This window comes from Nonomuraea sp. NEAU-A123, from assembly GCF_018603905.1.
Taxonomy (GTDB): domain Bacteria; phylum Actinomycetota; class Actinomycetes; order Streptosporangiales; family Streptosporangiaceae; genus Nonomuraea.
The window spans coordinates 154752-180464 of record NZ_JAHFZZ010000008.1; the positions used below are offsets into that span (position 1 = coordinate 154752).

General features: G+C 70.0%; 28 protein-coding genes. 15 read left to right on the top strand and 13 right to left on the bottom strand.

Going from position 1 to position 25713, the window contains the following annotated elements; genetic code table 11:
* The first annotated feature begins 4 nt into the window (after positions 1-4).
* The 9 genes from KLK06_RS25865 (at position 5) to KLK06_RS25905 (ending at position 9716) form a co-directional block, all read left to right on the top strand.
* A complete protein-coding gene (locus KLK06_RS25865; RefSeq protein ID WP_214638207.1) occupies positions 5-769 on the top strand; it encodes an enoyl-CoA hydratase/isomerase family protein in 765 nt (254 codons plus the stop codon).
* Entirely contained in the window at positions 769-1947 is a 1179-nt protein-coding gene (locus KLK06_RS25870) for a CaiB/BaiF CoA-transferase family protein (RefSeq protein ID WP_214638208.1), read from the top strand. Before KLK06_RS25865 ends, KLK06_RS25870 begins: the two co-directional genes overlap by 1 nt.
* Positions 1935-2972: a hypothetical protein gene (locus KLK06_RS25875; protein WP_214638209.1), complete on the top strand. Its 1038-nt coding sequence runs from the start codon at positions 1935-1937 to the stop codon at positions 2970-2972. Before KLK06_RS25870 ends, KLK06_RS25875 begins: the two co-directional genes overlap by 13 nt.
* Positions 2969-3673: an SDR family NAD(P)-dependent oxidoreductase gene (locus KLK06_RS25880; protein ID WP_214638210.1), complete on the top strand. Its 705-nt coding sequence runs from the start codon at positions 2969-2971 to the stop codon at positions 3671-3673. The genes KLK06_RS25875 and KLK06_RS25880 overlap by 4 nt, the downstream gene beginning before the upstream one ends.
* A complete protein-coding gene (locus KLK06_RS25885) occupies positions 3670-4716 on the top strand; it encodes an aldose 1-epimerase family protein (RefSeq protein ID WP_214638211.1) in 1047 nt (348 codons plus the stop codon). Before KLK06_RS25880 ends, KLK06_RS25885 begins: the two co-directional genes overlap by 4 nt.
* Before the next feature lie 296 nt (positions 4717-5012).
* Positions 5013-6407, top strand: a complete 1395-nt coding sequence (locus KLK06_RS25890) for a family 2B encapsulin nanocompartment shell protein (RefSeq protein ID WP_214638212.1) — start codon at positions 5013-5015, stop codon at positions 6405-6407.
* A 28-nt stretch (positions 6408-6435) separates the two neighbouring features.
* On the top strand, positions 6436-7701 hold the full coding sequence (locus KLK06_RS25895; protein WP_214638213.1) for a family 2 encapsulin nanocompartment cargo protein terpene cyclase: 1266 nt from the start codon (positions 6436-6438) through the stop codon (positions 7699-7701).
* Positions 7702-7741: 40 nt separating this feature from the next.
* Positions 7742-8596 (top strand): geranyl diphosphate 2-C-methyltransferase, encoded by an 855-nt coding sequence (locus KLK06_RS25900; RefSeq protein WP_214638214.1) that lies wholly within the window; start codon positions 7742-7744, stop codon positions 8594-8596.
* A gap of 112 nt (positions 8597-8708) precedes the next feature.
* The gene (locus KLK06_RS25905) at positions 8709-9716 is read left to right on the top strand and encodes a LacI family DNA-binding transcriptional regulator (RefSeq protein ID WP_214638215.1); all 1008 of its coding nucleotides are present in this window, start codon (positions 8709-8711) and stop codon (positions 9714-9716) included.
* On the opposite strand, the gene KLK06_RS25910 is transcribed toward KLK06_RS25905, so the two are convergent.
* The 5 genes from KLK06_RS25910 to KLK06_RS25930 all read right to left on the bottom strand — a co-directional run bounded on the left by KLK06_RS25910 (position 9713) and on the right by KLK06_RS25930 (position 14136).
* Positions 9713-10582 (bottom strand): nucleoside hydrolase, encoded by an 870-nt coding sequence (locus KLK06_RS25910; RefSeq protein WP_214638216.1) that lies wholly within the window; start codon positions 10580-10582, stop codon positions 9713-9715. The genes KLK06_RS25905 and KLK06_RS25910 overlap by 4 nt on opposite strands.
* 21 nt (positions 10583-10603) lie before the next feature.
* Complete coding sequence (locus KLK06_RS25915; RefSeq protein ID WP_214638217.1) at positions 10604-11389, bottom strand: carbohydrate ABC transporter permease; 786 nt, start codon at positions 11387-11389, stop codon at positions 10604-10606.
* Between the two features lie 2 nt (positions 11390-11391).
* Positions 11392-12237 carry a carbohydrate ABC transporter permease gene (locus KLK06_RS25920; RefSeq protein ID WP_214638218.1) on the bottom strand — a complete coding sequence of 282 codons (846 nt, stop codon included), beginning with the start codon at positions 12235-12237 and terminating at the stop codon, positions 11392-11394.
* Entirely contained in the window at positions 12234-13541 is a 1308-nt protein-coding gene (locus KLK06_RS25925; RefSeq protein WP_214638219.1) for a sugar ABC transporter substrate-binding protein, read from the bottom strand. The genes KLK06_RS25920 and KLK06_RS25925 overlap by 4 nt, the downstream gene beginning before the upstream one ends.
* Positions 13542-13671: 130 nt before the next feature.
* Complete coding sequence (locus tag KLK06_RS25930) at positions 13672-14136, bottom strand: PPOX class F420-dependent oxidoreductase (protein WP_214638220.1); 465 nt, start codon at positions 14134-14136, stop codon at positions 13672-13674.
* Between the two features lie 116 nt (positions 14137-14252).
* Between KLK06_RS25930 and KLK06_RS25935 the strand changes: the two genes are divergently transcribed.
* The 5 genes from KLK06_RS25935 (at position 14253) to KLK06_RS25955 (ending at position 17134) form a co-directional block, all read left to right on the top strand.
* Positions 14253-14594, top strand: a complete 342-nt coding sequence (locus KLK06_RS25935; protein WP_214638221.1) for a helix-turn-helix transcriptional regulator — start codon at positions 14253-14255, stop codon at positions 14592-14594.
* A gap of 92 nt (positions 14595-14686) precedes the next feature.
* A complete protein-coding gene (locus KLK06_RS25940; RefSeq protein ID WP_214638222.1) occupies positions 14687-15580 on the top strand; it encodes a TIGR03620 family F420-dependent LLM class oxidoreductase in 894 nt (297 codons plus the stop codon).
* A 32-nt stretch (positions 15581-15612) separates the two neighbouring features.
* Entirely contained in the window at positions 15613-16086 is a 474-nt protein-coding gene (locus KLK06_RS25945) for a GNAT family N-acetyltransferase (RefSeq protein ID WP_308168446.1), read from the top strand.
* A complete protein-coding gene (locus KLK06_RS25950; protein ID WP_214638224.1) occupies positions 16083-16565 on the top strand; it encodes a metallophosphoesterase family protein in 483 nt (160 codons plus the stop codon). The genes KLK06_RS25945 and KLK06_RS25950 overlap by 4 nt, the downstream gene beginning before the upstream one ends.
* 32 nt (positions 16566-16597) lie before the next feature.
* Positions 16598-17134, top strand: coding sequence for an XdhC family protein (locus KLK06_RS25955; protein WP_214638225.1), 537 nt, complete (start codon positions 16598-16600; stop codon positions 17132-17134).
* A gap of 24 nt (positions 17135-17158) precedes the next feature.
* On the opposite strand, the gene KLK06_RS25960 is transcribed toward KLK06_RS25955, so the two are convergent.
* Entirely contained in the window at positions 17159-17401 is a 243-nt protein-coding gene (locus KLK06_RS25960; protein ID WP_214638226.1) for a DUF6289 family protein, read from the bottom strand.
* Between the two features lie 165 nt (positions 17402-17566).
* On the opposite strand from KLK06_RS25960, the gene KLK06_RS25965 reads away from it, so the two are divergent.
* Positions 17567-18016, top strand: coding sequence for a pyridoxamine 5'-phosphate oxidase family protein (locus KLK06_RS25965; RefSeq protein ID WP_214638227.1), 450 nt, complete (start codon positions 17567-17569; stop codon positions 18014-18016).
* On the opposite strand, the gene KLK06_RS25970 is transcribed toward KLK06_RS25965, so the two are convergent.
* From KLK06_RS25970 to KLK06_RS26000, 7 genes are all read right to left on the bottom strand, one after another.
* Entirely contained in the window at positions 17964-19646 is a 1683-nt protein-coding gene (locus tag KLK06_RS25970; protein ID WP_214638228.1) for a GAF domain-containing protein, read from the bottom strand. The genes KLK06_RS25965 and KLK06_RS25970 overlap by 53 nt on opposite strands.
* A 46-nt stretch (positions 19647-19692) precedes the next feature.
* The gene (locus KLK06_RS25975) at positions 19693-20676 is read right to left on the bottom strand and encodes a nitroreductase family protein (protein ID WP_214638229.1); all 984 of its coding nucleotides are present in this window, start codon (positions 20674-20676) and stop codon (positions 19693-19695) included.
* 103 nt (positions 20677-20779) lie between these two features.
* A complete protein-coding gene (ppk2, locus tag KLK06_RS25980) occupies positions 20780-21577 on the bottom strand; it encodes a polyphosphate kinase 2 (RefSeq protein ID WP_250906036.1) in 798 nt (265 codons plus the stop codon).
* Positions 21578-21600: 23 nt separating this feature from the next.
* Positions 21601-22908, bottom strand: a complete 1308-nt coding sequence (locus tag KLK06_RS25985; RefSeq protein ID WP_214638231.1) for an alpha-glucosidase/alpha-galactosidase — start codon at positions 22906-22908, stop codon at positions 21601-21603.
* Entirely contained in the window at positions 22905-23852 is a 948-nt protein-coding gene (locus KLK06_RS25990; protein ID WP_214638232.1) for a carbohydrate kinase family protein, read from the bottom strand. Before KLK06_RS25990 ends, KLK06_RS25985 begins: the two co-directional genes overlap by 4 nt.
* Before the next feature lie 25 nt (positions 23853-23877).
* Entirely contained in the window at positions 23878-24756 is an 879-nt protein-coding gene (locus KLK06_RS25995) for a carbohydrate ABC transporter permease (protein ID WP_214638233.1), read from the bottom strand.
* Positions 24753-25703 carry a carbohydrate ABC transporter permease gene (locus tag KLK06_RS26000; protein ID WP_214638234.1) on the bottom strand — a complete coding sequence of 317 codons (951 nt, stop codon included), beginning with the start codon at positions 25701-25703 and terminating at the stop codon, positions 24753-24755. Before KLK06_RS26000 ends, KLK06_RS25995 begins: the two co-directional genes overlap by 4 nt.
* Positions 25704-25713: the final 10 nt, after the last annotated feature.

Here is a 25713-nt window from a genome sequence, read left to right on the forward strand (position 1 = left end):
ATCCATGGACGTCCTTCTCGACGTGGACGGCCCGGTGGCCGTCATCACCCTGAACAGACCCGCCAAACTCAACGCCATCACCCCCGAGATGGCCGGCGCGCTGCGCGCCTGCCTCGACCGCGTGGACACCGACCCCGGCATCCGGGTGGCCGTGCTCACCGGCGCCGGGGAGCGCTCGTTCTGCGTGGGCAGTGACATTCGCGAGCTCGACGCGTACGCCACGCCGTGGGAGTTCCGCAATCGCGGCGACTACGGCGACGCGGTCCGTGCCCTGCGCAAGCCGATCATCGCCGCCGTCAACGGCTACGCCTACGGCGGCGGCCTGGAGCTGGCCATGGCCTGCGACATCCGGCTGGCCGCGAGCACCGCCACGTTCGCCGCTCCCGAGATCAAGCTCGGCTGGATCGGCGGCAGCGGCCAGTCGGCCCTGCTCGCCCACGCCGTCGGCCCCGGCAACGCGGCCGTCATGCTGCTCACCGGCGACCCGATCGACGCCGCGCGGGCCAGGGACTGGGGGCTCGTCACCGAGGTGCTGCCCCCGGACAAGCTGTTGCCGGCCGTACGGGAACTGGCCGGGAAGATCGCCGCCCGGCCGCCGATCGCGGCCCAGACGGCCAAGGCCAACCTCAAGGCGGCGTACACGATGCCCCTCGACCAGGCCATCCAGTACGAACGCGACCTGCAGACCGTCTGCTTCGCCACCGCCGACGCGGCCGAGGGCCGGGCCGCGTTCGCCGCGCGCCGCGAGCCCGTCTTCAAGGGACGCTGATGGGCGTCCTCGACGGTTACCGCGTGGTCGACCTGTCCATCGCCATGGCGGGGCCACTGGCCGCCATGCGTCTGGGCGACCTGGGCGCGGACGTGATCAAGGTGGAGCCGGTGACCGGCGAGTGGCAGCGCCACGCTCCGGCCGGAGGCGCCACGGGCAATCGAGTCAACGCCTCGTTCCTGTCGCTCAACCGCAACAAGCGCAGCCTGGCCGTGAACCTCAAGTCGGACGAAGGCCGCGACATCGTCCACCGGCTGGCCGCGACGGCGGACGTGTTCCTGCAGAACTACCGGCCCGGCGTGGCCGAGCGGCTCGGCATGGACCACGACACCATCAGCGGGCTCAATCCGCGCGTCGTCTACGTCTCCATGTCCGGGTACGGCGAGACCGGCCCGTACGTGTCGAGGCCGGGACAGGACCTGCTGCTCCAGGCCATGAGCGGCGCCATGCTCAGCACCGGCCGCGACGGCGATCCCCCGGCGCCCGCCGGCACCTACGCGATCGACGCGATCACCGCCTACAGCGCCTTCGAGGGCACGCTGGCCGCGCTGCTGCACCGCGAGCGCACCGGCGAGGCCCAGCGGGTGAGCGTCAACATGCTTGACGCGGCCATCGCCGTACAGATGCAGGAGCTGTCGGTCTTCACCGTCGGCGGGGTCCCGCAGCGGCGCGGGCGCGAGCCACACGGCCACACCTACATCCGCGCGCCGTACGGGGTGTTCGCCACCAAGGACGGTTACCTCGCGCTCGGCATGCCCCGGCTCGACGGACTGGCCCTCGCGCTCGACCTGCCCGAACTGGCCGGCATGGACGGCCACACCCAGCGCGACGAGATCACCTCGACGGTCGCCCGGCGGCTGCCCGAACGCACCACCGCCGAGTGGCTGGAGATCTGCGCCCGCCACGACCTGTGGGCCGGCCCGGTGTACGGCTACGCGGAGCTGGTCGCCGACCCGCAGGTGCGGCACAACGGTTCGTTCGTCACCTACGACCACCGCACCGAGGGCACGGTCACCACGCCCGGCTTCCCGTACGGCTTCAGCGCCACCCCGCCCAAGGTACGCAGGGGCGCCCCGCTGGTGGGCGAGCACACCGCGGAGATACTCGGCGAGCTCGGCTACCCGGCGGAACGCACGGCCGAGCTGGTGGAGAAGGGCGTGCTGGCGTGCGAGGACTGACCTGGGACCACCCCCGCGGCCACGCCCCGCTCGACGAGCTCACCCGCCTCGACCTGGCCGGGCCGAACCCGTACGGGGACGTGCCCGAGCCGATCGAGTGGGACCGCCAGCCGCTCGAAGGGTTCGAGTCCGAGCCGATCGCCGCGCTCTGCGAGTCGTACGACGTGCTGGTGATCGACCACCCCGGGCTGGGCGCGGCGCTGGACTCGCTGGTGCCGATGGACGAGCTGTTCTCGGCGGCCGAGCTGGCGCGCTTCCGTTCGGGAACGGTCGGCCGCTCGTATGACAGCTACCACCTGGACGGGCGCCAGTGGGCGCTGCCGCTCGACGCGGCCGCCCAGGTGGCCGCCGCCTGGCCGGGCGTGCATGTCCCGGAGACGTGGCCCGAGACGGTGGAGTTCGCGCGGAGCGGTGGGCGGCTGGCGCTGTGCCTGGGCGGGCCGCACGCGTTCCTCATGTTCTGCGCGGTGTGCTCGGGCGACTTCCTCGACCGCCAAGAGGGGCTGCGGGCGCTGGAGCTCATGGCCGAACTGCTCGCGCTGGCCGACCCCGAGGTCTCGCTCCGCAACCCGATCGGCGTCCTCGACGCGATGGCGGCGGGCGGGCCGGACCTGTGCCCGCTGGTGTACGGCTACGCCACCTATCCGCTGGCCTTCGCCGACGCCCCCGCCTGGCCCGGCCGGACACCAGGAAGCGTGCTCGGCGGCACCGGCCTGGCGGTCTCCAAGAGCCGGGTCGGTGGACTCAAGAACGCTATCCAAACCCACCTGCGCCGGCTGCTGTCGGAGCCGGTGCAGGCCGGGTTGTTCCCCGCCGCCGGAGGCCAGCCCGCCGCCCGCTCGGTCTGGGACACCGCGGGCTTCTACCGCGACACCCGCGACACCGTGGAGGCGGCCTGGATCCGGCCGCGCTTCCCCGGGTACATCGCCAAGCAGCAGCGGACCTCCGCCCTGATCCGCGACGGACTGACCGCCGGCAGGCCGTCCCGCGACATCCTCGACGACCTGCACAAGGAGTGGACATGACCACGGCGCTGGTAACCGGCGCGGCCGGCGCACTCGGCCGGGCCATCGTCGGCCGCCTGACCGCCGACGGCCACCAGGTGGCGGCGCTCGACCTCGACGCCGGCTCACTCGACGGCACCCTCAACCTGGCCGCCGACCTGCGCGACCCGGCCGCCATCGAGGACGCCTTCGCCCGTACGGCCGACCGGCTCGGCCCGGTCGGCGTCCTGGTCAACAACGCGGCCATCTATCCCAGCAGGCCCTTCCTGGAGGTGCCGCTGGCCGAGTACGACGACGTGCACGCGGTCAACCAGCGCGCCTACTGGCTGGCGGCCCAGCACGCGGCCAGGCAGATGACCTCGCTGGGCGGAGGCGCGATCATCAACATCGCGTCGATCACCATGCACGGCGGCTGGCCCGACCTGGCCGCCTACGTCGCCACCAAGGGCGCCGCCACCGCCCTGACCAGGGCCCTGGCCCGCGAGCTCGGCCCGCGCGAGATCCGCGTCAACTGCGTCTCGCCCGGCGCCTTCCCCACGGCCGCCGAGGAGATCCACCCCGATCCCGAGGCGTACAACCGGTTCGTCCTGGAACGGCAGGCGCTCCAGCGGCGCGGCCGCCCGGAGGAACTGGCCGCCGTGGTGTCCTTTCTCGCCGGACCGGACGCGTCGTTCGTCACCGGCCAGACCATCGAAGTCAACGGAGGGTGGGTGATGGCATGACGCCGACCCGCAGGCAACTGGCGGAACTCACCGGCGACCCGGCCGCGGCGGGCGGGGTCCGCCTGGTGACGCTCGGCGACGGCGCCGAGCGCGGCATCCGGACGCTGGAGTTCCGCACCGGTTCAGGACTGGCCTTCGACGTGCTGGTCGACCGGTGCATGGACATCGGGGCGGCCGAGCACGCCGGGCGGTCCTTCGGCTGGCGCTCCCCCACCGGGTTCCGCCATCCGGGGCTGCACGAGAACGCCGACGAGGACGGCCTGTCCTGGCTGCGTTCCTTCTCCGGGCTCATCGTCACGGCCGGACTCGACCACACCCTGTTCGGCGGCGAGGTGCCCGCCGACACCTACCGCTACCCGCCCCGCACGTCCGTCCGGCACGGCCTGCACGGCCGGGCCGGCAACCTGCCCGCCCGGCTGACCGGCTACGGCGAGCGCTGGGACGGCGACCGCTGCGTCCTGTGGGCCGAGGGAGAGGTACGGCAGACGGCGATCTTCGCCGAGAACCTCCGCCTGACCCGGCGCATCGAGGCCGACCTGGGCGGCGACGAGATCCGGCTGACCGACACCGTGACCAACGCGGGGTTCGAGCCGACGCCGCACATGTTCCTGTACCACATCAACCTCGGCTGGCCCCTGCTCGACGAGGGCGCCCGGTTCGAGGCGGACATCCGCGAGACCCTCTGGCAGACCGACAGCGTCGCCGAGCAGGGGGCCGACCACCTGACCTTCCCCGGCCCGGTGCCGGGCTTCGTGGAGCAGGTGTACGAACACGCGCTGAACCCCGACGCCCAAGGCCTGCACCGGGTCGCGGTGGTCAACGACCGGCTGGGCATGAAGGTCAGTGTGGAGTGGCGGGATTCGCAGTTCCCCTGCTTCTTCGAATGGCTGAACCTGCGCTCCGGCAACTACGCGGTCGGCCTGGAGCCGTCCACCCACCACGTGGGCGGCGACGCGGCGGCCCGGGAGGACGGCAGCATGATCTGGCTCGGTCCCCAGGAGTCGCGCACGTACCAGACCACTTTCAGGGTCGAGACGCTCTGATTTCCCAATAGATTGGCACGTACTCGGATTGTTGAATATAGGGAAATAAAGCCGGATTTGTCGGTGGCGCAAGGCGGCCAACGGGCCATTGCCTGGTCGCGGAACGGCCTTTAGCATCGAAGACGTCGCGACCGAACCCCAAGCGTGAGGCGACCGATAATTCGATGACGACGCCGCTCACATTCCGCGCCACCAGGACTGAGGAATTATCCTCGTCGATCTGATTTCTCCGGAAGCGATTTCCCACCCGTACGAGCTGACGGGTTTCATTCCACGATCAGAGAGTGCGAGGAAACATGTCCACCGAGCAAGGGGAAAAGCCGCTGAGCCTGGGCACCCGGGCCGCGCGCAATCTGGCCACCACCACCAAGACCCGCCCGCAGATGCAAGCCATCACCTCCCGCTGGCTGCTGCGCATGCTTCCCTGGGTGGACGTGGCCGGGGGCACCTATCGGGTCAACCGCAGGCTGACCCACGCGGTGGGACGCGGCCGGGTCGGCGTGGTGCAGGACGGAGCCGACGATGTGTGGATCATCCCGGAGACGCTCGCGGAGCTGCCCGCGCTGCGCGGGTTCGACGACCTGGACGTGCTGAGCGCGATCGCCTCCACGTTCACGACCCGGCACTTCCAGGCCGGGGAGGTCATCGTCGCGGCCGGGGCGCCGGTCGTCGAGACCTTCGTCATCGCCCACGGCCGGCTCAACCGGCTGTCCACCGGCCAATACGGCGGCACGGTGACCCTCGGGGTCATCGCGGACGGTGACCAGTTCGGCGACGAGGTCTTCGCGCAGGACGATCCCCGGTGGCCCTACTCGGTCAGGGCCGACACCGCCGGGACGGTCATGGTGTCGCCGCGGCAGGAGCTTCAGCGGCTGATCGACGGATCGCCCGCCCTGCGGGAGCACCTCCAGCGTTATCTGGAGGGCACCCGCAAGCCCGTCAACAAACGCGGCGAGGCGGCGGTCGAGGTGGCCGCCGGGCACGTCGGCGAGCCACACCTCGGCGGCACCTTCGTGGACTACGAGCTCCATCCTCGCGAGTACGAACTGAGCGTCTCGCAGACCATCCTGCGGGTCCACACCCGCGTGGCGGACCTCTACAACGAACCGATGAACCAGTTCGAGGAGCAGCTCCGCCTGACGATCCACGAGATCCGCGAGCGCCAGGAATGGGAGATGCTCAACAACCGCGAGTTCGGGCTGCTGCACAACGCGGATTACGGACAGCGGATCAACACCTGGTCAGGCCCCCCGACCCCGGACGACCTCGATGACCTGATCAGCATGCGCCGCAAGACCCGCCTGCTGCTCGCACATCCCAAGGCGATCGCGGCGTTCTTCCGCGAATGCAACAAGCGCGGCCTGACCGTGGGCAGCGCCAACGTCAACGGCCACGAGATCCCGGCCTGGCGCGGCATCCCGATCTTCCCCTGCGGCAAGATCCCGATCACCGACGGGCACACCAGCTCGATCGTGGCCATGCGCACGGGCGAGGAGGACCAGGGGGTGGTCGGCCTCCACCAGGTCGGCATCCCCGAGGAGTACGAGCCCGGCCTGAACGTCCGCTTCATGGAGACCAGCAGCCAGGCCGTGATGTCCTACTTGGTCAGCGCCTACTACTCGACGGCGATCCTGGTCTCCGACGCGATCGGGATCCTGGAGAACGTCAACATCGCCGCCCCTCGATCCTGACCGATCATCATCGTAGGAAGAGGGCGTCATGTCCGCAGACGACACCCCAGCACCTCCCGCCGCCATTACGCTGCCGACCGGCCCCTCCGTCCGCCGAGCCGCCACCACCCAGGTCCAGGCCGTACCAGAGGAGCCGGACGCCCTGGCCCGGATGCCGGCAGGTCCCACCGGCCTGGGCACCTCGGCGCTGCGCGTCCCGCTCTCCGACCTACGGCCCGCGGCCAGGCCCTGTGAGCATGACGGGCACGAACCTCCGCTGCCGCACCCGACCCTTCCGGGCGCCGTACGCAAGCACAGCCTCGCACCCCTCGCCTACCAGGAGCGGGAGTGGGGCGACGGGTCGTATCCGCCGCTGTACTGCCCCGACACCGTACGCATCGACGAGGACCTGGCCGACGAGGTCAACCGGCGGCTGGTGGCGTGGGCGGAGCGGGTCGGGATCCACGAGGGCCGGATGAAGGAGTTCGGCGACACGGGCTACGGCCGGCTGGCCATGCTCACGCACCCCGACACCGACGACCCCGACATGCTGCTGGTCGCGGCGCAGATGAACGCCGCCTGGTGGGCGGCCGACGACTACTACGCCGACGAGACCGCGCTGGGCGCGACACCGACCGAACTGCCGCCGCGGCTGGCCCTGGTGACCTCCGCCATGGACCCGCCCCCGCCCGCGGGCGACTACACCTGCCAGCTCGAGGACGCGATCCAGGCCGACCCCGTCCTGGTCTCGCTGAGGTCGAGCATCACCCACATCTCCCGGCACGCCACCCCGTCACAGGTCGGGCGCGTCTGCAACATCACCTCCCAGATGTACGTGAGCTGGGCCGCCTACGCGGCTTGGCGCTACCTGGAGACGCCACCGCCGGTCTGGCGCTACCTCGCAGCGCGTCAGCACGACAGCTTCTACACCTCCATGACGCTGATCGACATCGTGGGCGGTTACCACCTCCCCGCCGACCTCTTCTTCGAGCGGCGCTTCCACACCGCGCTCATGCAGGCAGGCACCGCCAGCGTCCTGGTCAACGACCTGTATTCCGTCGAGAAGGAGGCCGCCGACGAACTCCCGGACTCCAACGTGATCCTGCTCATCGCGGCCGAGGAGAAGTGTTCGATCCGCGAGGCGACCGAACGCGCGGTCGCCCTCCACAACGATCTCGTCAGGGGCTTCGAATCCAGCCGGCGCGAGCTCACCGCCGTCCCGTCAGCGGAACTCCACCGGTTCCTGCGCGGAGCCCAGGGGTGGATGGCCGGATGCCTCGAATGGCACGGCTCCACCAGCCGCTACCAGTCTTGACCCCGCTCCCCGCCAGTTCGCGAAGAAGGGAATCCCTCAGGTGACCGCTACGCAGGACTCCACCGTCCTCAACAGCCTCTACCAGCGATCCGTCGCCGACTACTGGAACACCGAGAAGAACCCGGTCAACCTCCGCCTGGGCGAAGTGGACGGCATCTACCACCATCACTACGGCATCGGCGCCGTCGACTGGACCGTGCTGGACGGCGCCGCGGAGACCCGGGACGAACGCGTGATCAGGGAGCTCCATCGGCTCGAATCCGCGCAGACCGACCTCCTCATGAGCTGGCTCGGTCCGCTCGAACCCCACCACAGGGTCATGGACGCGGGCTCGGGCAGAGGCGGCTCCAGCATCGTCGCCAACCTGCGCTTCGGCTGTCAGGTGGACGGCGTGTCCATTTCCGAGTCCCAGGTCGCCTTCGCCAACGAGCAGGCCAGGCAGCGCGGCGTGGACGGCAAGGTCAGCTTCCACTTCCGCAACATGCTCGACACCCGCTTCGAAACTGGATCGTTCCAGGCGATCTGGAACAACGAGAGCACGATGTACGTCGAGCTCTCGCTGCTGTTCGCCGAGCACGCCCGGCTGCTGAACCGCGGTGGCCGATACGTGTGCATCACCGGCTGCTACAACGACGCCTACGGCCTGCCGTCCCGGGCCATCAGCCAGATCAACGCGCACTACATCTGCGACATCCATCCGCGCAGCACGTACTTCAAGGAGATGGCGGCCAACCGCCTCGTCCCCATCGGCGTCGTGGACCTCACGCCCGCGACGATCCCCTACTGGGAGCTGCGTGCCAAGAGCTCCCTTGCCACCGGCATCGAGCAACCCTTCCTCGACGCCTACAAGAACGGCAGCTTCCAGTACCTCCTCATCGCCGCCGACCGCGCCTGACGGACGTGCCCCCGGCCGCCGCGACGCGATCGTCGCAGGCGGCACCCCTCCTGGGGGCGCACCGGTATCCGCCCGTCCAACGGTGCTGATTCGCAGGTAAAGTGGTGAGATCGTGGTAACCCGTAATGACGTGGCGCGCTTGGCCGGGACCTCGCCCGCCGTGGTCAGTTATGTGATGAACAACGGTCCCAAGCCGGTGTCCGCGGCGACCAAGAGCCGGGTGCTGGCCGCCGTCGAGGAGCTGGGCTACCGTCCCAACGCCGTGGCCAGGTCTTTGCGTGCGCGGCGGACGTGGACGATCGGTGTCATCGCCTCTGACAGCGCGGGTGGCAAGAGCCCGTTCTTCGGCGAGTTCACCAGGTCGTGCGAGGACGTGGCCTGGGAGCGCGGCTACTCCGTCCTGCTCGGCAACTCGGCCGAGCAGCCCGTACGCGCCGAGGGCTACGTGCGGTCGTTCCTGGAGCGGCAGGTCGACGGGCTGGTGCTGATGCGTGTACGCCCGTCGGCCCAGCAGGTCAAGGAGCTGGAGGGGCGCGTCCCGGTCGTGACGATCGACCACGAGGCGCCGCCGTTCTTCTCCAGGCTGGCCGTCGACGACGAGGAAGGCGGTTATCTCGCCGCCGCGCACCTGGCCGGGCACGGGCACACCCGGCTCGCGTTCGTCGGCGGGCCGCTGAACATCACGGCGGTCGAGCTGCGGCTGGCGGGCTGGCGCAAGGGGCTGGCCGAGAAGGGGCTCGACAGCTCACTGGTCGCGCACGCCGGGATCAGCCTGGAGGGCGGCTACTCGGCCGCCACCGAGCTGCTGGCCGAGCGCCCGACGGCGCTGTTCGCCACCACTGACCACCAGGCGATCGGCGCCATGCGCGCCGCCGCCGACCTGGGCCTGCGGGTGCCCGCCGACCTGGCGATCATCGGGTTCGACGGGGCGCGCGAGTCCGCGTTCACCGTGCCGGGCCTGACGACGATCAGGCAGCCGATCGACGAGATGGCCCGCTTCGCCGCCGAGACCCTGATCGCCGCCATCGAGCAGGGCGAGACCGAGCCGGTCACCCGGATCTTCCCCGCCGAGCTCGTCCGCCGCGGCTCATGCGGCTGCCAGGACCCGCGCACTCCCTAGCGGGGTCCCGCGACGGTTCTGGCGACGATCTGCGCGGCCACCTCGTCCGCACGGGCCGCCACCGTGATCCTGGTACGGCCCGCGCCCTCGGTGAACACGCTGCCGCCTTCGGCGTCGATCGCCACGTGGCCTTCCCCGGTGAACCCGAACAGGTCGGGCGCCAGCAGCGTCAGCACTGTGATCGGGTCGTGCGGGCTGTTCCACTCCTCGTTCCAGAACCGCCACCACTGCTCGATCTCCGCCTTCAGCGCCTTCCCGAACTCGCCCGCCTCGGCGATCCTGGCCACGTCGCCGGCCCCCAGCCGCACGGTCGTGGTGATCTCCAGCCCGGTCACGGTGATGGGGGCGCCGGAGTCGAACACGATCTTCGCGGCCTCGGGGTCGCACTTGAGGTTGTGCTCGGGCTCCGGGGAGTCGAAGCGGCCGCCCATGATCCACAGGTGCCGGACGTTCGCCGCGAACGACGGGTCGGCCTGGATGGCGTTCGCGATGTTGGTCAGCGGGCCGATCGCGACGACGTCGATCTCGCCCGGCGCCCGGCGCACCCGCTCGGTGAGGTAGGTGGTGGCGTCCGGCTCATGGGAGACCTGCTCGGTGTCGAGGTCGGCGAAGAGCTTGCCCTCGTGGCCCGCCCACCAGACCTCGCGGTCGGTGAGTGTCTTCTCCGCGCCGGGCACCACGGTCAGGGTACGGCCCGCCAGCCGTACCAGCCGCTTGGCCAGCCGCGCCCGCAGCGCCGTGTCACCGTAGACGGTGACGCAGCCCAGCAGGTCCACCTCCGGCGACCCGAGCAGGACGGCCAGCGCGAGCGCGTCGTCCACGTCGGAGCCGAGGTCGGTGTCGAGAATGATCTGACGGTCAGCCATGGTGGCCTTTCTCTGATGCGGCTACTTGAGCCCGGTCGTCGCGATGGACTGGGTGAACTGGCGCTGGAAGCGCAGGATGATGGCCAGCGGGATCACGGTCAGCACGACCGAGCCGGCGAACAACTGCCCATAGTCGATGGTGAACTGCCCGCGCATGTTGGCCAAGGCGATCGGGCCGAGTTGATGGGCGGTGTCGGTGCCGATGAGCAGCGGCCAGACGTACGCCTGCCACTGGAAGATGAACAGCGTCAGGCCCGCGCTGACGAGGGCGGGACGCGACAGCGGCAGGTAGAGCCGGGCGAACACGCCGAACCAGCCCAGCCCGTCGATCCGCGCCGCCTCCACCAGCTCGGCCGGGATGGCCAGGAAGAACTGGCGCAGCAGGAAGATGGCCAGGCCGTGGCCGAGGCCGGGCAGGATGAGGCCGGCGTAGGTGTTCTGCAGGTTCCAGTCGCGAAACAGCGTGGCCAGCGGGATCGCGATCGCGTCGAACGGGATGAGGAAGCTCAGCACGACGAGGCCGAAGACCACGGCCTGGCCCTTGAACCTGATGGCCGACAGGCCGAACGCCGCCGCCGCGGAGATGGCCAGCCCGATCAGGACCGTGGCCAGCGCGACGAGCAGCGAGTTGGCGATGGCCCGGCCGAAGCCGCCCGTGAGCAGCGCCAGGTAGTTGGCGAGCGTCGGGTCGGCGGGGATCAGCGAGTTGCCGAGGTTGCCCGTACCGCGCAGCGAGCTGCTGAGCGCCCAGAGCAGGGGCAGCGCGAAAGCGAGGCCGACGAGTGCGGCGAGTGTCCTTCTGAGCATGCTCAGTCCTTGGCGCGCAGCAGGCGGAACTGGACGATGACCACCGCGAGCACGACCAGCACCAGCAGCATGACCTCGGCCTGGGCCAGGTTGAGGTCGCCGACGCTGTAGGCGCGGGTGAAGATGTCGAACATGGTGACGTTCGTGGATCCCTGCGGGCCGCCGTTGGTCAGCATCTGGACCGGGGCGAAGACCAGGAAGTTCGACACCGTGTCGGCCACCAGCACGAACGCCAGCGGCCTGCGCAGCAGCGGCAGCGTCACATGCCAGAATTTGGCCCAGGCGGAGGCGCCGTCGATGCCCGCCGCCTCATAGAGCTCGCGCGGGATGTCCTGCATGCCGGCGATCAGGAACATCATCCAGTAGCCGACCCCGATCCACGACAGCAGCACGATCAGGCACCACAGCGCCTGCTGCGGCGAGGTCAGGAACGGCTGCTGCGGGATGCCGAGCACGTGCAGCACGGCGTTGAGCATCCCGTCGGGCCGGTAGGCCACGCTCCAGATGGCCGCCGACACCGCGGGCGGCACCGCGATCGGCAGGATCACCAGGGAGCGCAGGGAGCGCACCCCGGCGAACTTCTGCGTGTACAGGACCGCCAGCGCCAGCGCCACCGCGATCTGCAGCGGGTTCACGATCAGGCTGAACACCAGCGTGACCTTGACGCTCTGCAGGAACGTCGGATCGTCGAACAGCGTCACGTAGTTGCCGAGCCCGACGAAGGACGTCTCGCCGGTGACCAGGCTGGTGTGCCGCAGGCTGCTGCCGACGGCGATGGCCGCGGGGATCAGCCGGAGCGCCAGCAGGGCCACCAGCGCGGGCGCCAGGAAGGCCAGCGCCACCTTCATCGAAGCTGCTTCCAGGCGGTGGTGATCTCCTGCGTCGCCTGGCCGAGCCGGGCCTTGGGGTCGGCGCCGTTGCGGATGTCGGCGAACGCCTTGGTCATGATGTCCTCGAACTGGATGTAGCCGACCGACCTGGGCCGCGCCACCGCCGTGTGCTCGGCGTCGTACGTCATGATCTCGCCGACGCCCTTCGCCTTGGCGTCCAGCAGGGGTACGTACTTCTCGAACGCCGCCTTGCTCGACGGGATGATCGTGGTGTTCTGCGTGGTCTGGAGGTTGCCTTCGGGGTCGAGCGCCGCGTACTCGATGAACTTCTGCGCCGCCGTCTGCTTCTTGGAGGCCGGGTTGACGCCCCACGACCACGAGCCGGTCGGGGTCACCGGCTTACCGCCCTGGAAGTACGGGTACGGCGCGACGCCCCACTTCAGCCCCTTGGCCGCGGCGAACGTGCCCACGTCCCACGGGCCGCCGGCGAAGAAGGCCACCTTGCCCTCGCTGAACAGCGGCGAGGTCTGGAAGGAGCCGACGCCGCGCGGGGCCAGCTTGTTCGCGAACAGGCCGTGGTACCAGGTCATCGCCTTGAGCCAGCCGTCGGTCGTGATGGCGGGCGTCAGCATCTCGGGGCCGGTGATCCCGGATCCGCCGCCGAGCGACTCGGCGAGGCTCTGCAACTGGTAGAACTGCTCGATCTGCTCGGGGATGACCGCCCACTGGGCGCCGGCCTTCTCCTGCGCCTTCTTGCCGGCCTCGACCGTCTGCTCCCACGTCCACCGCTTGGCCGGGTCACTCGACGGCGGCTGGACGCCCGCCTTCTCCAGCAGCTCGGTGTTGTAGAAGAGGAACTGGTCGGAGGTCCAGATGGGCAGCGCCCACAGCTTGTCCCTGAAGACGTTGACCTCGTACTGGCCGGGGAGCGCGGCGCTCTTCACCTTGTCCGTCAAGGCGGTCAGGTCGGTGAGGAAGCCGCGGGTGGCGAGCGCGGCGACGCGCGGCTGGTCCACCGTGTAGACGTCGATCGAGTCGTCCTTGGCCGCGAGGCGCTGCTGGAGCACGGTGTTGAGCTGGTCGAAGGGGACCTGGGTGTACGTCACCTTGAGCCCCGGGTTCTTGGCCTCGAACCCGGCGATGACCGGGGCGAAGGTCTTGGGATCCTCCGGGCCGACGAACTGGATCGGGCCCGCCGCGTCGGCGGCCCGGCTCGCGCCGCTTGATCCGCTCGACCCGTCTGACCCGCCTGACGCGCCTGACCCGCAGGCGGCCAGGGCGCCGGCCAGGGTTGCCGCGACGATCACCCTGTAGAACTTCATCCCCTAGCTCCTTCTGACTGAGGTCTACACGTGTCACCTTCAGTCGGGCCAGAATGCCATCAAGCGCCGCGAAGAACAAGCCCCAGGTCAGACGGGCCTTACGTCATTTACCCGCGAACCGGTCGTGCCGCTACTGCGCCAGCCGGGCGGGGAACCCGCCGGTCGCGATCGGGCTCCAGCGGTCGATGCGCAGGCGGATGAGGGACTTCCCCTGCCGCCGCATGGCCGCGCGATATTCCTCCCAATCGGGATGCTCGCCCGAGATGCACCGGTAGTACTCCACGAGCGAGTCGAGCGCCTCGGGCATGTCCAGCACTTCGGCACGTCCGTCGACCTGGACGTACGGGCCGTTCCAGTCGTCGGACAGCACGCAGATCGACGCCCGCTCGTCGCGGCGGGCGTTGCGCGTCTTGGCCCGATCGGGATAGGTGGACACCACGATCCGGCCGCCCTCGTCGACCCCGCAGGAGACCGGCGAGAGCTGGGGCCGCCCGTCGGCACGGGTGGTCGACAGCAGACCGTGATGCCTGGGACGGAGGAAATCCAGGAGTTCGGGCAGTTCGACACGGCGGGCGGTCGCGACACTCGGAGCCATCTCACGTACCTTTCCGCGCCGGGCCAGCGGCGGCATCCGGCGTCAAGGCTCCGATCCTTTCACCTGCCACAGCCCCGGCAGACGTCGGGATGAACCTATACTCGTCTCGACGGCCCATGACAACACACACCAAATCCTCACCGGACGCCTCCGCGCAGCTACTTGACGTGTTCAAGGCGCTGGCCAATCCCGTGCGGCTTCAGGTGCTCCAGTGGCTGCGCGATCCCGACCTCCATTTCCCGCCGGACCAGGCGATCGCGGACCAGCATGAGGTCGGCGTGTGCGTGAGCCACATTCAGGCCAAGACCGGGCTCGCGCAGTCGACCGTCTCCGCCTACATGGCCTCGCTGCAGCGTGCCGGGCTGGTCCGCTCCACTCGCGTGGGGAAGTGGACGCACTACCGGCGCGACGAGGAACGCATCGCCCAGCTCGTCGACGTGCTCGGCCGCTCGCTCTAGCGTTCGCTACGCGGTACTTCGAGCCTCGCATTTGTTCTCATATCGACTTTCTGCGATACTTCGATTCGTACCGATCGAGGCGAGGAGGAGCCATGGGCGCGATCGAGGGCATGGATGTGGGGCGCTTCGGGGTCTGGACGTTCGACTTCGAAGACCAGCCGGCGAGCATGATGCGAGAGTCCATCCAGGAGCTCGAGGAGCTCGGCTGGCCGGCGTTCTGGATCCCGGAGCGGGACGGGCGCGAGGCGATGACGCACGCCGGGTTCCTGCTGGCCAGCACCGAGCGCATCAACGTCATCAACGGCATCGCGCGGATCTGGTCCCGCGAGCCACGATGGACCCAGGGCGCGGCGCTGCTCCTGGCCGACGCCTATCCGAATCGCCACCTGCTCGGACTCGGCTTCGGGGGCGGGCAGCCCGGGGCCAAGCCGCTTCAGGCGATGAGCGACTACCTGGACGAGATGGACGCGGCGACGAGCGCCAACCCTCTGCCGAAGGCGCCGATGCGACGCCTGCTGGCCGCGTACGGACCGAAGATGCTCGAGCTGGCCCGCGATCGGTCCGAAGGCGCTCATACCTACCACGTGACGGTGGGGCACACCGCGCAGGCGCGGGAGGTGCTGGGCGACGGCCCGTTCCTCGGCGTCGAGCACGCGGTGCTCTTCGAGACCGACCCGGGCAAGGCGCGTGAGATCGCCCGCGAGCATCTGCACGTGTACTTCACGACGAAGTACAACATCGCCAAGTTCCTTCGCCTGGGCTACACCGAAGCGGACATCGACGGCGGCCGGGGCAGCGACCGGCTCGTCGACGACCTGGTGTTCTGGGGCGACCTCGACACGATCGTCCGCAAGCTGCACGACCACCTCGAGGCCGGCGCCGACCACGTCGGCATCCAGGTGCTCGGCATCCAGCCCGGCCAGTCGGCCATGCCGCGATGGCGGCAGCTCGCCGAGGCGCTGCTCCCCCAGCGAGCCGCCGAGTAGGCCCGGCGAACAGTCCCGATATCGTGGGCCACGTGGACATCATCGAGGCCCCTCGGCTCGTCCTGCTCCCCCTTGCGGTCGAGCACGCGGACGAGATGGCCGTCGTGCTCTCCGATCCCGCCCTGCACACTTTCATCGGTGGTACGCCCGCGACCGTGTACGAGCTGCGCAATCGCTACGAGCGCCTGGTCGCCGGGCCGCCCGGCTGGCGCAACTGGGTGATCCGGCTGCGCGAGGACGACTGTCTGGTGGGGTACGTCCAGGCCACGATCGACGGCCGCAGCGCCGAGATCGCCTGGGTGATCGGCACCCCCTGGCAGGGCCGCGGCCTGGCCAGTGAGGCCGCCAAGGCGCTGGTCGGATGGATCGTGGACCAGGAGATCGACACGATCGTCGCGCACATCCACCCCGATCACGCCGCCTCGGCCGCCGTCGCCGCCTCCGCCGGACTGCACCCCACCGACCAGTGGCAGGCCGGCGAGATGCGGTGGGAGACACGGATATGAGGGCGGCGGTGCTGTCCGACACCCATGCCCCGCGGCACTGGAAGTCGTGCCCGGACCGGGTGGCCGCCCAGCTGCGGGGAGCCGATGTCATCCTGCACGCGGGCGATGTCTGCATCGGCGAGGTGCTCGCCGAGCTGGCGGCGTACGCACCGGTTCACGCGGTGAAAGGGAACAACGACGGACCGGACGTGGACGCGCCCGAGACGCTGGAGCTGGAGCTCGCGGGGCTCCGGGTGGCGATGATCCACGACAGCGGGCCGGCCAAGGGGCGCTGGGACCGGATGCGGCGGCGCTTCCCGGACGCCGACCTCGTGGTGTTCGGTCACTCGCACATCCCGCTCGACCATCACGAGGACGGGCTGCGGATCTTCAACCCCGGCTCCCCCACCGACCGCCGCCGCCAACCTCACGGAACGATCGGGCTGCTCGTGATCGAGGAGGGCCACCTGCTCTCGTCGGAGATCGTCCCCGTCACCTGACGGCGCCGCCCGATCGGGGTAAGACTGCTGGTATGGCCCATTCGCATGACGCCCATTCGCATGGCGCGGACGCGCTCTGTGACGTCGCCCATGGCGGGGCGGCGGCCGGAGGCGGTGATCGCACGCTCGTCGCCGTGTTCGCCTCACCTGTCGCCGACTATCTGCTGCGCTACGGCGCCGACCTGGGATTCCGGGTGATCCTCTTCGAGCCAGAGCCGAACCGGAGCACGGCGCCGATGGGGTTCGAGGTCGTCACCGCGCCCCCGGCTGACCTGGACGGCACCGCGGACATCGTGCTCACCGACCACCACCGCCCGGAGCTCGCCGCCGTGCTGCACGAGCTGCTCGCGCACAAGTGCCGGTGGATAGGGGTGATGGGCAGCCCGCGCCATCCGGCGCCGTATCTCCAGGCGCTGGCCGAGCTCGGCGCGCGGGAGGAGGACATCGCCCGGGTGCACCGGCCGATCGGGCTCAACATCGGCTCGCGCACGCCACCGGAGATCGCCATCGCCACCCTGGCCGGCCTGCTCGCCGACCGCAACGGACGACCGGGCGGCTTCACCTTCTGAAGCCGCCCCGCCGCAGTGCCTCAATCAGCAGGGGGTCTCTTGGAAGTCGAGGTATATCGTCTTGCTGCCCCAGCCGGAACCGGCGCCTTCACAGGACACGTACCTGACGCCCACCACCGTGGTGCGGGTTTCGTCGGAGTAGTACGTGCTGACGCAGCTGTATCCGAGCTGGCAGACCCGGGCGAAAGCGGGAGCACTTGTGAGGGTTGTGATGGCGACGAGGTAGCCGAGGGCGAGGAGTACGGCCAGCAGTGCGCGGCGAATCATGAAGATCCTTCCCGATCGAGGGAGCGATACTGCTCCCGATGATCGATCACCGGCATCGGAAGCTCAATACGCGTTTGGGATCTTGGCCGCATCCGGCCGCTCACCGACAATGATGGGACTTTCGCCCCTAATCATGAGTAGATCCGATAAGAGACCCTAAACAGCATGCAATTGGACTCGTCCGGCCTGGTGGTGCTCTCCCGTGAGGAGTGTCTCCATCTGCTGGCCTCGACCGCGATCGGGCGGATCGTCTTCACCGACCGCGCTCTGCCCGCCGTGCAACCGGTCAACTTCTGTCTCGACGGCGAGAGCATCGTCATCCGTACCGCGATCGGCTCGAAGCTGGCCGCCGCCACCCGGCAGGCCGTGGTGGCGTTCGAGGCCGACGAGTTCGATCCGGAGCTGCGCACGGGGTGGTCGGTGACGACCGTGGGACACGCGCGGGCCGTACGTGATCCCGCCGAGCTGGCGCGGCTGGCCGCGCTGCCGCTCCAGCCCTGGGCTGCGGGGAGCAGAGACCACTACATCGTGGTGGACGCGGAGCAGATCTCGGGGCGCCGGATCACAGAGGGACCCGCCAGCACAGCCGCGCCCCGCCGGGATCCGGAGAGGTGATCTCCAGGGCCCCGCCCAGACCGGTGGCGCGGTCTTCGAGATTGCGCAGCCCGCTGCGCCTGCCGTCGGCGGGCAGGCCGACGCCGTTGTCCTGAACGATGAGCGTGAGCTGGTCGTCCGCGACCTCCACCGCCACGTCGGCCCTGGACGCCTTGGCGTGACGCACCACGTTGGACAGCGCTTCGCGCAGCACGGCGAGCAGGTGCTCGGCCACCGCGTCCGGAACCTGGTTGTCGAGCGGGCCCTCCATCCGCAGCCCCGGCATGAACCCCAGATGGCCGCGGGCGGCTTCGACCAGGCCGACGATCTGCGCGCGCAGGCTCGGGTCGGTGTTCTCGCGCGGGCTCTGCAGCGCGAAGATGGTCGAGCGGATCTGGCGGATGGTCTCGTCGAGCTCGTCGATGGCGTGCTGTACGCGGCCGGCCGCCTCCGGGCGTTCCACCAGTTTGACCGTGCTCATCAGCGTCAGCGCGGTGGCGAACAGCCGTTGGATGACCACGTCGTGCAGGTCCTTGGCGATCCGGTCGCGGTCTTCCAGCATGTTGAGGCGTTCGGCGTCCTTGCGGGCCTCGGCCAGTGCCAGCGCGATCGCGGCCTGCCCGGCGAACGACTCCAGCATCCGCAGGTCGGCCGCGGTGAACGGCATCCGCCCCGAGCGCTTGGCCAGGGCCAGCACGCCGCGTACGGCCCGGCCCGCGCCCAGCGGCAGCAGCAGCTCCGGACCGAACCCGAGGCGGCGCAGCGGCGAATCGGCGTCCAGCAGGTCGTCCTGGCTGAGCGGCTCGCCCTGGGTGAACACCCGGCCGGCCGCGCTGGCGCCGAGGTCGAAGGTGATGCCGGCCACCTCGTCGGCCAGCTCGCCGTCCACGATCTCCGCCGTCAGGACGCCGTCGAGCGGCAGCAGGACCTTGACCAGGTCGGCTCCGGTCATCGCCCTGGCCCGCTGGGCCATCATGGTGAGCACCTCGCGCGGGTCGGCGCCGGACAGCAGGCTGGTGGTGACCTCCGAAGAGGCCTGGAGCCAGGTCTCGCGCCGCCGGGTCTCCTCATACAGGCGGGCGTTCTCCACGGCGACGCCGGCGGCGGCGGCCAGCGCGATGACAATGGCCTCGTCCTCCTCGTCGAACTCCGCCCCGCCGCGCTTCTCGGTCAGGTAGAGGTTGCCGAAGACCACATCACGCACCCGGATCGGGACACCCAGGAAACTGCCCATCGGCGGATGCCCCGGCGGGAACCCGTAGGACTCGGGATGGTCGGAGATCCGCACCAGCCGCAGCGGCCGGGCGTCCTTGATCAGCAGCCCGAGCAGGCCCAGCCCGTGCGGCCAGTGCTCGATGCGGGCGATCTCCTCTTCGCTGAGCCCGACCGGGATGAACTGGACGAGCGTGCTCTCCTGCCCGACCACGCCCAACGCGCCGTAGCTCGCGTCCACCAGCTTGGTGGCGGTCTCCACGATCCGGCGCAGCACCGTCTCCAGGTCCAGGTCGCTGCCGACCGACACGACGGCTTCGAGCAGCGCGTGGACCCGGTCGCGGGTGGCCAGCACGGCGTTCAGCCGGACCTGCAGCTCCGCCAGCAGTTCGTCCAGGCGCATGCCCGGCATCAGCGGGTGCGACCCCATGTCCGTCATAAGGGCAGTTTCGCACCCCACCAGCGGGACGCACATCCCCCGTCGATCACTCGGCCACTTCGGACAGGGGCCGGCGGATCGCGGCGGTCTGGTCGAAGGTGATCCCGAACCGCATGATCATCTGTGGCTGCTCGCCGGAGCAGAGCGACTCCCGCAGGAACGCCCGCAAATGGGGCATCTCCAGCGCCTGGGTGTGGAAGGCGGCGCTGACGCCGTGAGCGGAGGCGTGCAGCAGGACGCGCTGCAGCGCCTGGCCGGTGGCGATCCACTCCTCGCGGGTGTCACCGGGGGTGGTGAGCAGGGCCACGACACCGGCCGTGCTCGACGCGCCCTGGTCGGCCTGGCTGCCCCAGTCGTGCCGCCAGGAGTAGTCACGCTGCGGGAAGTCCGGGTCGGTCCGTACCGCCTCGCGCGGGTAGCCCTCGGCGGGCACGCCGTCGGTGCGGCTGCTGCCCGGCGGGCGGGCCCAGCGGATCACCTCCAGGCTGAACAGCCTGTCCTGGGCCTGTACGCCCTGCGCAGCCTGGGTGAGCGCGGCGATGACCCGCACGGCGTCCGGGGACATGACCGGCGTGAGCCTGGCCTGCTCCATCGATGCCTCTTTGACCAACTGCTCGACCAGTTGCCGGGGAACGGGCAGGCTGGTGAAGCCCGCGCGGTGCGTACGGCGCCGCTCGATCTCGCCCCTGAGCAGCCGGGTGTGCTCATCGGCCTCGATCGTTGCGCCGATTCGCACCGTGGCCAGCAGCGACGGGCGGTCGGGATCGGGCAGGACCCGGACCACGGGCTCGTACCCCTCGCCGGCCAGAGCCGTACGCATGGTGAACAGCGCCGCGCCGCAGCTGATCAGCAGTTGCCTGCCCTCTATGTCGCTGATGCGCAGTTTCCGGTCGGCGTCGGCCCGCAGGCTGATCTCCTCGCCGGAGACGGCGAAGGACCACGGCTGGGTGTTGTGCACGGACGGTGCCCAGCGGGCGGCCTCCAAGGCCGACTCGATGGCCCGCGCCCGCGTTGCCGTACGAGTGCTCATGACTCCACCTCCAGAGGTGCTGAACCCAGCCCATCACCGACCGGAGGCGGCGGTAAGGGCCGAAGGTCCCACCTGTTTAGAGGCGGTCGTCCCGCCTGCGGGATCAGTGCCCGGCGAGCTTCGCCGCCGCGTCGGGCACGTGCGTCTCCAACCTGGGCGGCCGGCGGTAGCCGGTCGCGGGAGGCCGGGCCGGGATCTTCAGCGGGATCCGCCGGACCTCCTGGTAGGGGATGCTCGACAGCAGGTGGGAGATCATGTTGATCCTGGCCCGCCGCTTGTCCTCGCTCTCCACGTCATACCAGGGCGCCTCAGGGATGTGGGTGTGGATCAGCATCTGGTCCTTGGCCCGGGAGTACTCCTCCCACCGCGTGATCGACTCCAGGTCCATCTCCGACAGCTTCCACTGCCGCATCGGGTCCCCGAGCCGGGCGTGGAAGCGCCGCTCCTGCTCGTCGTCACTCACCGAGAACCAGTATTTGCGCAGCAGGATCCCGTCCTCCACCAGCAGCCGCTCGAAGATCGGGCACTGGTGGAGGAAGCGGGTGTACTCCTCCTGGGTGCAGAAGCCCATCACCTGCTCGACCCCGGCCCGGTTGTACCAGCTCCGGTCGAAGAACACGATCTGTCCTGCGGCGGGCAGATGCTGGATGTACCGCTGGAAGTACCACTGGCTGCGTTCCCGCTCGGTGGGGGCCGGCAGCGCGACGATCCTGGCCACGCGTGGGTTGAGGTATTCCGACACCCGTTTGATCGTGCTGCCCTTCCCGGCGGCGTCGCGGCCCTCGAAGATCACCACCACCCGCCGGCCCTCGGTCCGCACCCACTCCTGCAGCTTCACCAGCTCTCCCTGCAGGCGGAAGAGCTCCTTCTCGTACAGCTTGCGGCTCAGCTTCTTGGCCATGCGGCCCATCCTTCCCGGCGCCTTTATCCCAGGTTCGCACGCAGGCCGGGCTGCAGGCGGTCGGCGTGGGCCGCGACCATGTCGTCGCACAGTTGCCAGATCCGCTCGACGGGCAGGGCCCCGGATGTCGCCGGGTCCATCATGGCGGCGTGCCGGATGTGGCGGGGATCGTCCTCCAGCGCGGCCCGTACGACCAGGTCGTTCATGCTGAGGTAGGCGCGGTTGAGCGCGGCCAGTTGCGGGGGCAGCTCGCCGACGCGGGTGGGCTGCACGCCCATCGCGTCGACCAGGCAGGGCACCTCGACCGTGCCCCGGGCGGGGAGGTTCGCGATCAGGCCGTGGTTGGGAACGTTCCCGTAGACCGTGCGGGGAGTGCCCGTGGTGATGCTGTGGATGATCTGCGGGGCGTACTCCATGGTCCCCTCGACCGGCAGCGGGGCTCCGGCGGCCAGGGCATCGCGGGTCTTGTCGTAGGTGGCCACGTTCTGGTCGACGATGTCCAGGTAGGCGCCGATGGGCAGGCGGAGCCGCTCGATCTCGCTGTCGTGGCCCAGGTACCAGGGGACGTACTCGGAGGAGTGCTCGCTGGTCTCGGTCGGGTAGTAGCCCAGCCGCCGGTACATGTCGACGCGGACGCGGCGGCGCAACTGCTCGTCGCCGGCGATCAGCGCGTCGAGGCGGGGGTACAGGTCATCGCCGTCGTGCTCGAACCGCAGTACCCACGCCTGGTGGTTGACGCCCGCGGCCCGGTAGGTCACCTCCTCGAACGGCACGCCCACCAGGTCGGACAGGTCGCGCATCGTCCAGTAGACCGAATGGCACAGCCCCACCACGCGGGTCAGCCCGGTGGCCTCGGCGAGGTACTGGACGTTCATCGCCATCGGGTTGGTGTAGTTGAGCAGCCACGCCTCGGGGCAGACGGCGGCGATGTCCTCGCCCAGGGCCTTCAGCAGCGGGAACGTGCGCAGGGCGCGGAAGATGCCGCCGACGCCGAGGGTGTCGCCGATGGTCTGGCGCAGGCCGTACCGGGCGGGGATCTCGAAGTCGGTGCGGGTCGCCTCGCCCATGCCGACCTGGACGATGTTGATGACGAAGTCCGCGCCGGCGAGGGCTTCCCGCCGGTCGGCGTGCGCGGTGATCCGCGGGCGGGCGCCGCGTTCGGCGGCGATGTGCCGGGCGGCGGCCTCCGCGGTGCTCAGGCGCTCGGCGTCGATGTCGTGCAGGGCGATGTGGGAGTCCTTCAGCTCGGGGAACGCGAAGATGTCCGCGAGGAGGCCCTGGGTGAAGACGACGCTTCCCGCGCCGATGAATGCGATCTTCGGAGTGCTCATGTCGGCTTGCTTTCCTTGCTGGTGACGTGTGCGACGGCCTCATCCCAGGCGGGCTGGGCCGTGGTGCCGCCGGGGGCGCGGGTGGACAGGGCGCCGCAGACGGCGGCGAACTCCAGGGCGCGGTCGGGGAGCAGGCCGTTCAGGGTCGCCGCGATGAAGCCGGCGTCGAAGCTGTCGCCCGCGCCCACGGCGTCCACGGGCGTCACGGTGATGCCGCCGGTGGTGACGAGCGTGTCCCCGTCGTGGCAGAGGGCGCCGTCCGCGCCGTTCTTGACGGCCACCAGCGGCCCGCGCGCGGCGAGCGCGGCGGCGACCGCTTCCAGGGAGCCCGCGGCGTGACCCGCGAGGTGGCGCGCCTCGTGCGCGTTGGGCAACAGGATGTCGATCTCCGGGAGTACGGCGGCCAGCCCGGCCGGATCCCACAGCCCGGCGGGGTCGTCGTTGGTGTCGAGCGAGGTCGTGGCGCCGTGGGCCCGGGCGGTGCGCAGCAGGCCGGGCAGTGCCTTCGCCAGGCCCGGCATCAGGAAGTAGGAGGCGAAGTGCACGTGCCTGGTGGCGGCGAGCAGTGAGTCGGGGACGTCGCCGCCACCGGTGGCGGCGAGGGTGCCGGGAGCGGTCAGGATCGCGCGGTCGCCGTCGCGGGTCAGCACGACGGTGAGCGGGGTGGACAGCTCCGGGTCCACGCGCAGCGCCTCGGTGTCGACCCCGCGGGCGTTCAGGGCGGCGCGGACGTAGCGGCCGGCGTCGTCGTCGCCGACGCGCCCGGCGAACGCGACGCGCAGGCCCAGCCGCGCGGCGCCGCAGGCCATGATCGCCGCGGAGCCGCCCAGGGTGAGCGCACCGGCGCCGACGAGCTGTTCGCGCTGCTCGAAGGCGAGCGGAGCGTCCAGCGGGCCGAGGATGACATCGGGGTTGGCGTCCCCGGCAACAAGCAGGTCGAACATCGGTTTCCTGTAGATCGAGGTGATTTCAGCCCTTGAGGCCGCTGGAGGTGATGGACCGGATGAACGACTTCTGCGCGCCGATGAAGGCGAGCAGCACCGGCAGGACGGTGATGAGGTTCCCGGCCATGACCGCCGCCCACTGGGTGTGGTGCCGGCCCTGGAAGTTGGCCAGCCCCAGTTGCAGGGTGTACTGGGTGTCGTGGTTGATGGCGATCAACGGCCAGGTCAGATCGTTCCAGGTGGTGAGGAACGTCAGGATCGCCACGGTGCTCAGCGCGGGCCGCGACAGCGGCAGCACGATGCGGAACAGCACCCGCAGCCTCGTGCACCCGTCCATCCAGGCGGCCTCCTCCAGCTCCCTGGGCAGCGAGAGGAAGAACTGCCGCAGCAGGAACACGGCGAACGGCGTGACCAGTGACGGCACGATCAACGCGCCCAGCGAGTCGATGAGCCCGAGGCTCTTCATGACCAGGAACGTCGGGATCATCGTGAGCTGGAACGGGATCGCCATCGTGGCCAGCATCAGCACCAGCAGGGTGCGGGAGCCGAAGAAGCGCATGCGGGCGAACGCGTAGCCGCCGAGCGAGCCGAACACCAGGTTGGACACGACCGCGACACCGGAGACGATCAGCGAGTTGAGGAACCAGCGCGGGAACAGGGCGTTGTTGAGCACGTACCGGAAACCGCCCAGGTTGATCCCCGACGGCCACAGCGCGGGCGGGAACCGGTTGATCTCCGCGTTGCTCATCACGGAGCTGAGCACCAGCCAGATCAGCGGGATCGCGAAGACCAGCGCGAGCGGCGCCAGGAGCAGGTGCCAGGCGCTGAACGGCAGCCGCACGCGGCTCTTGCGGCCCACGCCCGTGTGCGCGGCCCGACGCTGGGTGGTGGCGGTCGCCGTCATCGGGTGGCTCCTTCGAGGCGATTGCGCTCGCGGCCCCGGACCACACGCAACCCGGCGGCGATCACGAACAGGGCCACGGCGAGGACATAAGCGGCGGCGGCTCCGTAACCGGCCGTGAAGTTCTTGAACGCCTGCTCCCAGATGAAGTAGACGATCACCGTGGTGGCGCCGAGCGGGCCGCCCTTGGTCGTCACGTACACCAGGTCGAAGACTTGCAGGGCGTTGATGGTCTGCCACAGCACCAGGAACACGCTGACCGGCGTGAGCGTGGGCAGGGTGACGTGGCGCAGCAGGTGCCATCGCCCGGCGCCGTCCAGCCGCGCCGCCTCTATCAGCGGCTGCGGTACGTCCTGGAGGGCCGCGAGATACACCACCACGCAGAACCCGAGACCGCTCCACAGGCTGATGGCCACCAGGACGAGCAGGGCCTGGGCCGGGTCGGTGAAGAAGTTCTGGGGCGAGACGCCGAACCAGCGCAGCACCGCGTTGGCCGCCCCGAACTGCGGGTCGAGGATGAACGAGAACAGCGTCCCCTGGGCGGTGGCCGAGATGACGAACGGCACGACGAACAGCGTGCGGTACAGGCCGACCAGCCTGATCCGCCGGTTCAGCACCAGCGCGAGCCCCAGTCCCAGCACGATGCTGAGCGGGACGTACAGGGCCGTGTAGACCAGCGTGTTGCGGACGGCCTCACCGAAGTGCGGGTCCTTGGTCAGCGCGTAGTAGTTGTCCAGTCCCACCCAGCGGCTGGGCGTGACCAGGTCGTCGGCCTGGAAGGACAGCAGGAACGACCAGACCGTGGGCACGATGCTGAGCCCGAGGATGATCAGGACGGCCGGGGAGATGAATGACCAGGCGGTCGCCGACTCCCGGCGGCGGGCCTGGCGCCGGGCTCGCTGCTGCAGCTCGTGGCCGGAGATGGTGATGGGTGTGGGCACAGGCGACATGCGACGCTCC

What these genes read in the sequence shown, in the direction of transcription:
- KLK06_RS25865 (WP_214638207.1), top strand. Translation starts at nt 5, where the DNA reads ATGGACGTCCTTCTCGACGTGGACGGCCCGGTGGCCGTCATCACCCTG.
- KLK06_RS25870 (WP_214638208.1), top strand. Translation starts at nt 769, where the DNA reads ATGGGCGTCCTCGACGGTTACCGCGTGGTCGACCTGTCCATCGCCATG.
- KLK06_RS25880 (WP_214638210.1), top strand. Translation starts at nt 2,969, where the DNA reads ATGACCACGGCGCTGGTAACCGGCGCGGCCGGCGCACTCGGCCGGGCC.
- KLK06_RS25885 (WP_214638211.1), top strand. Translation starts at nt 3,670, where the DNA reads ATGACGCCGACCCGCAGGCAACTGGCGGAACTCACCGGCGACCCGGCC.
- KLK06_RS25890 (WP_214638212.1), top strand. Translation starts at nt 5,013, where the DNA reads ATGTCCACCGAGCAAGGGGAAAAGCCGCTGAGCCTGGGCACCCGGGCC.
- KLK06_RS25895 (WP_214638213.1), top strand. Translation starts at nt 6,436, where the DNA reads ATGTCCGCAGACGACACCCCAGCACCTCCCGCCGCCATTACGCTGCCG.
- KLK06_RS25910 (WP_214638216.1), bottom strand. Translation starts at nt 10,582, where the DNA reads ATGGCTGACCGTCAGATCATTCTCGACACCGACCTCGGCTCCGACGTG.
- KLK06_RS25915 (WP_214638217.1), bottom strand. Translation starts at nt 11,389, where the DNA reads ATGCTCAGAAGGACACTCGCCGCACTCGTCGGCCTCGCTTTCGCGCTG.
- KLK06_RS25920 (WP_214638218.1), bottom strand. Translation starts at nt 12,237, where the DNA reads ATGAAGGTGGCGCTGGCCTTCCTGGCGCCCGCGCTGGTGGCCCTGCTG.
- KLK06_RS25925 (WP_214638219.1), bottom strand. Translation starts at nt 13,541, where the DNA reads ATGAAGTTCTACAGGGTGATCGTCGCGGCAACCCTGGCCGGCGCCCTG.
- KLK06_RS25930 (WP_214638220.1), bottom strand. Translation starts at nt 14,136, where the DNA reads ATGGCTCCGAGTGTCGCGACCGCCCGCCGTGTCGAACTGCCCGAACTC.
- KLK06_RS25935 (WP_214638221.1), top strand. Translation starts at nt 14,253, where the DNA reads ATGACAACACACACCAAATCCTCACCGGACGCCTCCGCGCAGCTACTT.
- KLK06_RS25940 (WP_214638222.1), top strand. Translation starts at nt 14,687, where the DNA reads ATGGGCGCGATCGAGGGCATGGATGTGGGGCGCTTCGGGGTCTGGACG.
- KLK06_RS25950 (WP_214638224.1), top strand. Translation starts at nt 16,083, where the DNA reads ATGAGGGCGGCGGTGCTGTCCGACACCCATGCCCCGCGGCACTGGAAG.
- KLK06_RS25955 (WP_214638225.1), top strand. Translation starts at nt 16,598, where the DNA reads ATGGCCCATTCGCATGACGCCCATTCGCATGGCGCGGACGCGCTCTGT.
- KLK06_RS25960 (WP_214638226.1), bottom strand. Translation starts at nt 17,401, where the DNA reads ATGATTCGCCGCGCACTGCTGGCCGTACTCCTCGCCCTCGGCTACCTC.
- KLK06_RS25965 (WP_214638227.1), top strand. Translation starts at nt 17,567, where the DNA reads ATGCAATTGGACTCGTCCGGCCTGGTGGTGCTCTCCCGTGAGGAGTGT.
- KLK06_RS25970 (WP_214638228.1), bottom strand. Translation starts at nt 19,646, where the DNA reads ATGACGGACATGGGGTCGCACCCGCTGATGCCGGGCATGCGCCTGGAC.
- KLK06_RS25975 (WP_214638229.1), bottom strand. Translation starts at nt 20,676, where the DNA reads ATGAGCACTCGTACGGCAACGCGGGCGCGGGCCATCGAGTCGGCCTTG.
- ppk2 (WP_250906036.1), bottom strand. Translation starts at nt 21,577, where the DNA reads ATGGCCAAGAAGCTGAGCCGCAAGCTGTACGAGAAGGAGCTCTTCCGC.
- KLK06_RS25985 (WP_214638231.1), bottom strand. Translation starts at nt 22,908, where the DNA reads ATGAGCACTCCGAAGATCGCATTCATCGGCGCGGGAAGCGTCGTCTTC.
- KLK06_RS25990 (WP_214638232.1), bottom strand. Translation starts at nt 23,852, where the DNA reads ATGTTCGACCTGCTTGTTGCCGGGGACGCCAACCCCGATGTCATCCTC.
- KLK06_RS25995 (WP_214638233.1), bottom strand. Translation starts at nt 24,756, where the DNA reads ATGACGGCGACCGCCACCACCCAGCGTCGGGCCGCGCACACGGGCGTG.
- KLK06_RS26000 (WP_214638234.1), bottom strand. Translation starts at nt 25,703, where the DNA reads ATGTCGCCTGTGCCCACACCCATCACCATCTCCGGCCACGAGCTGCAG.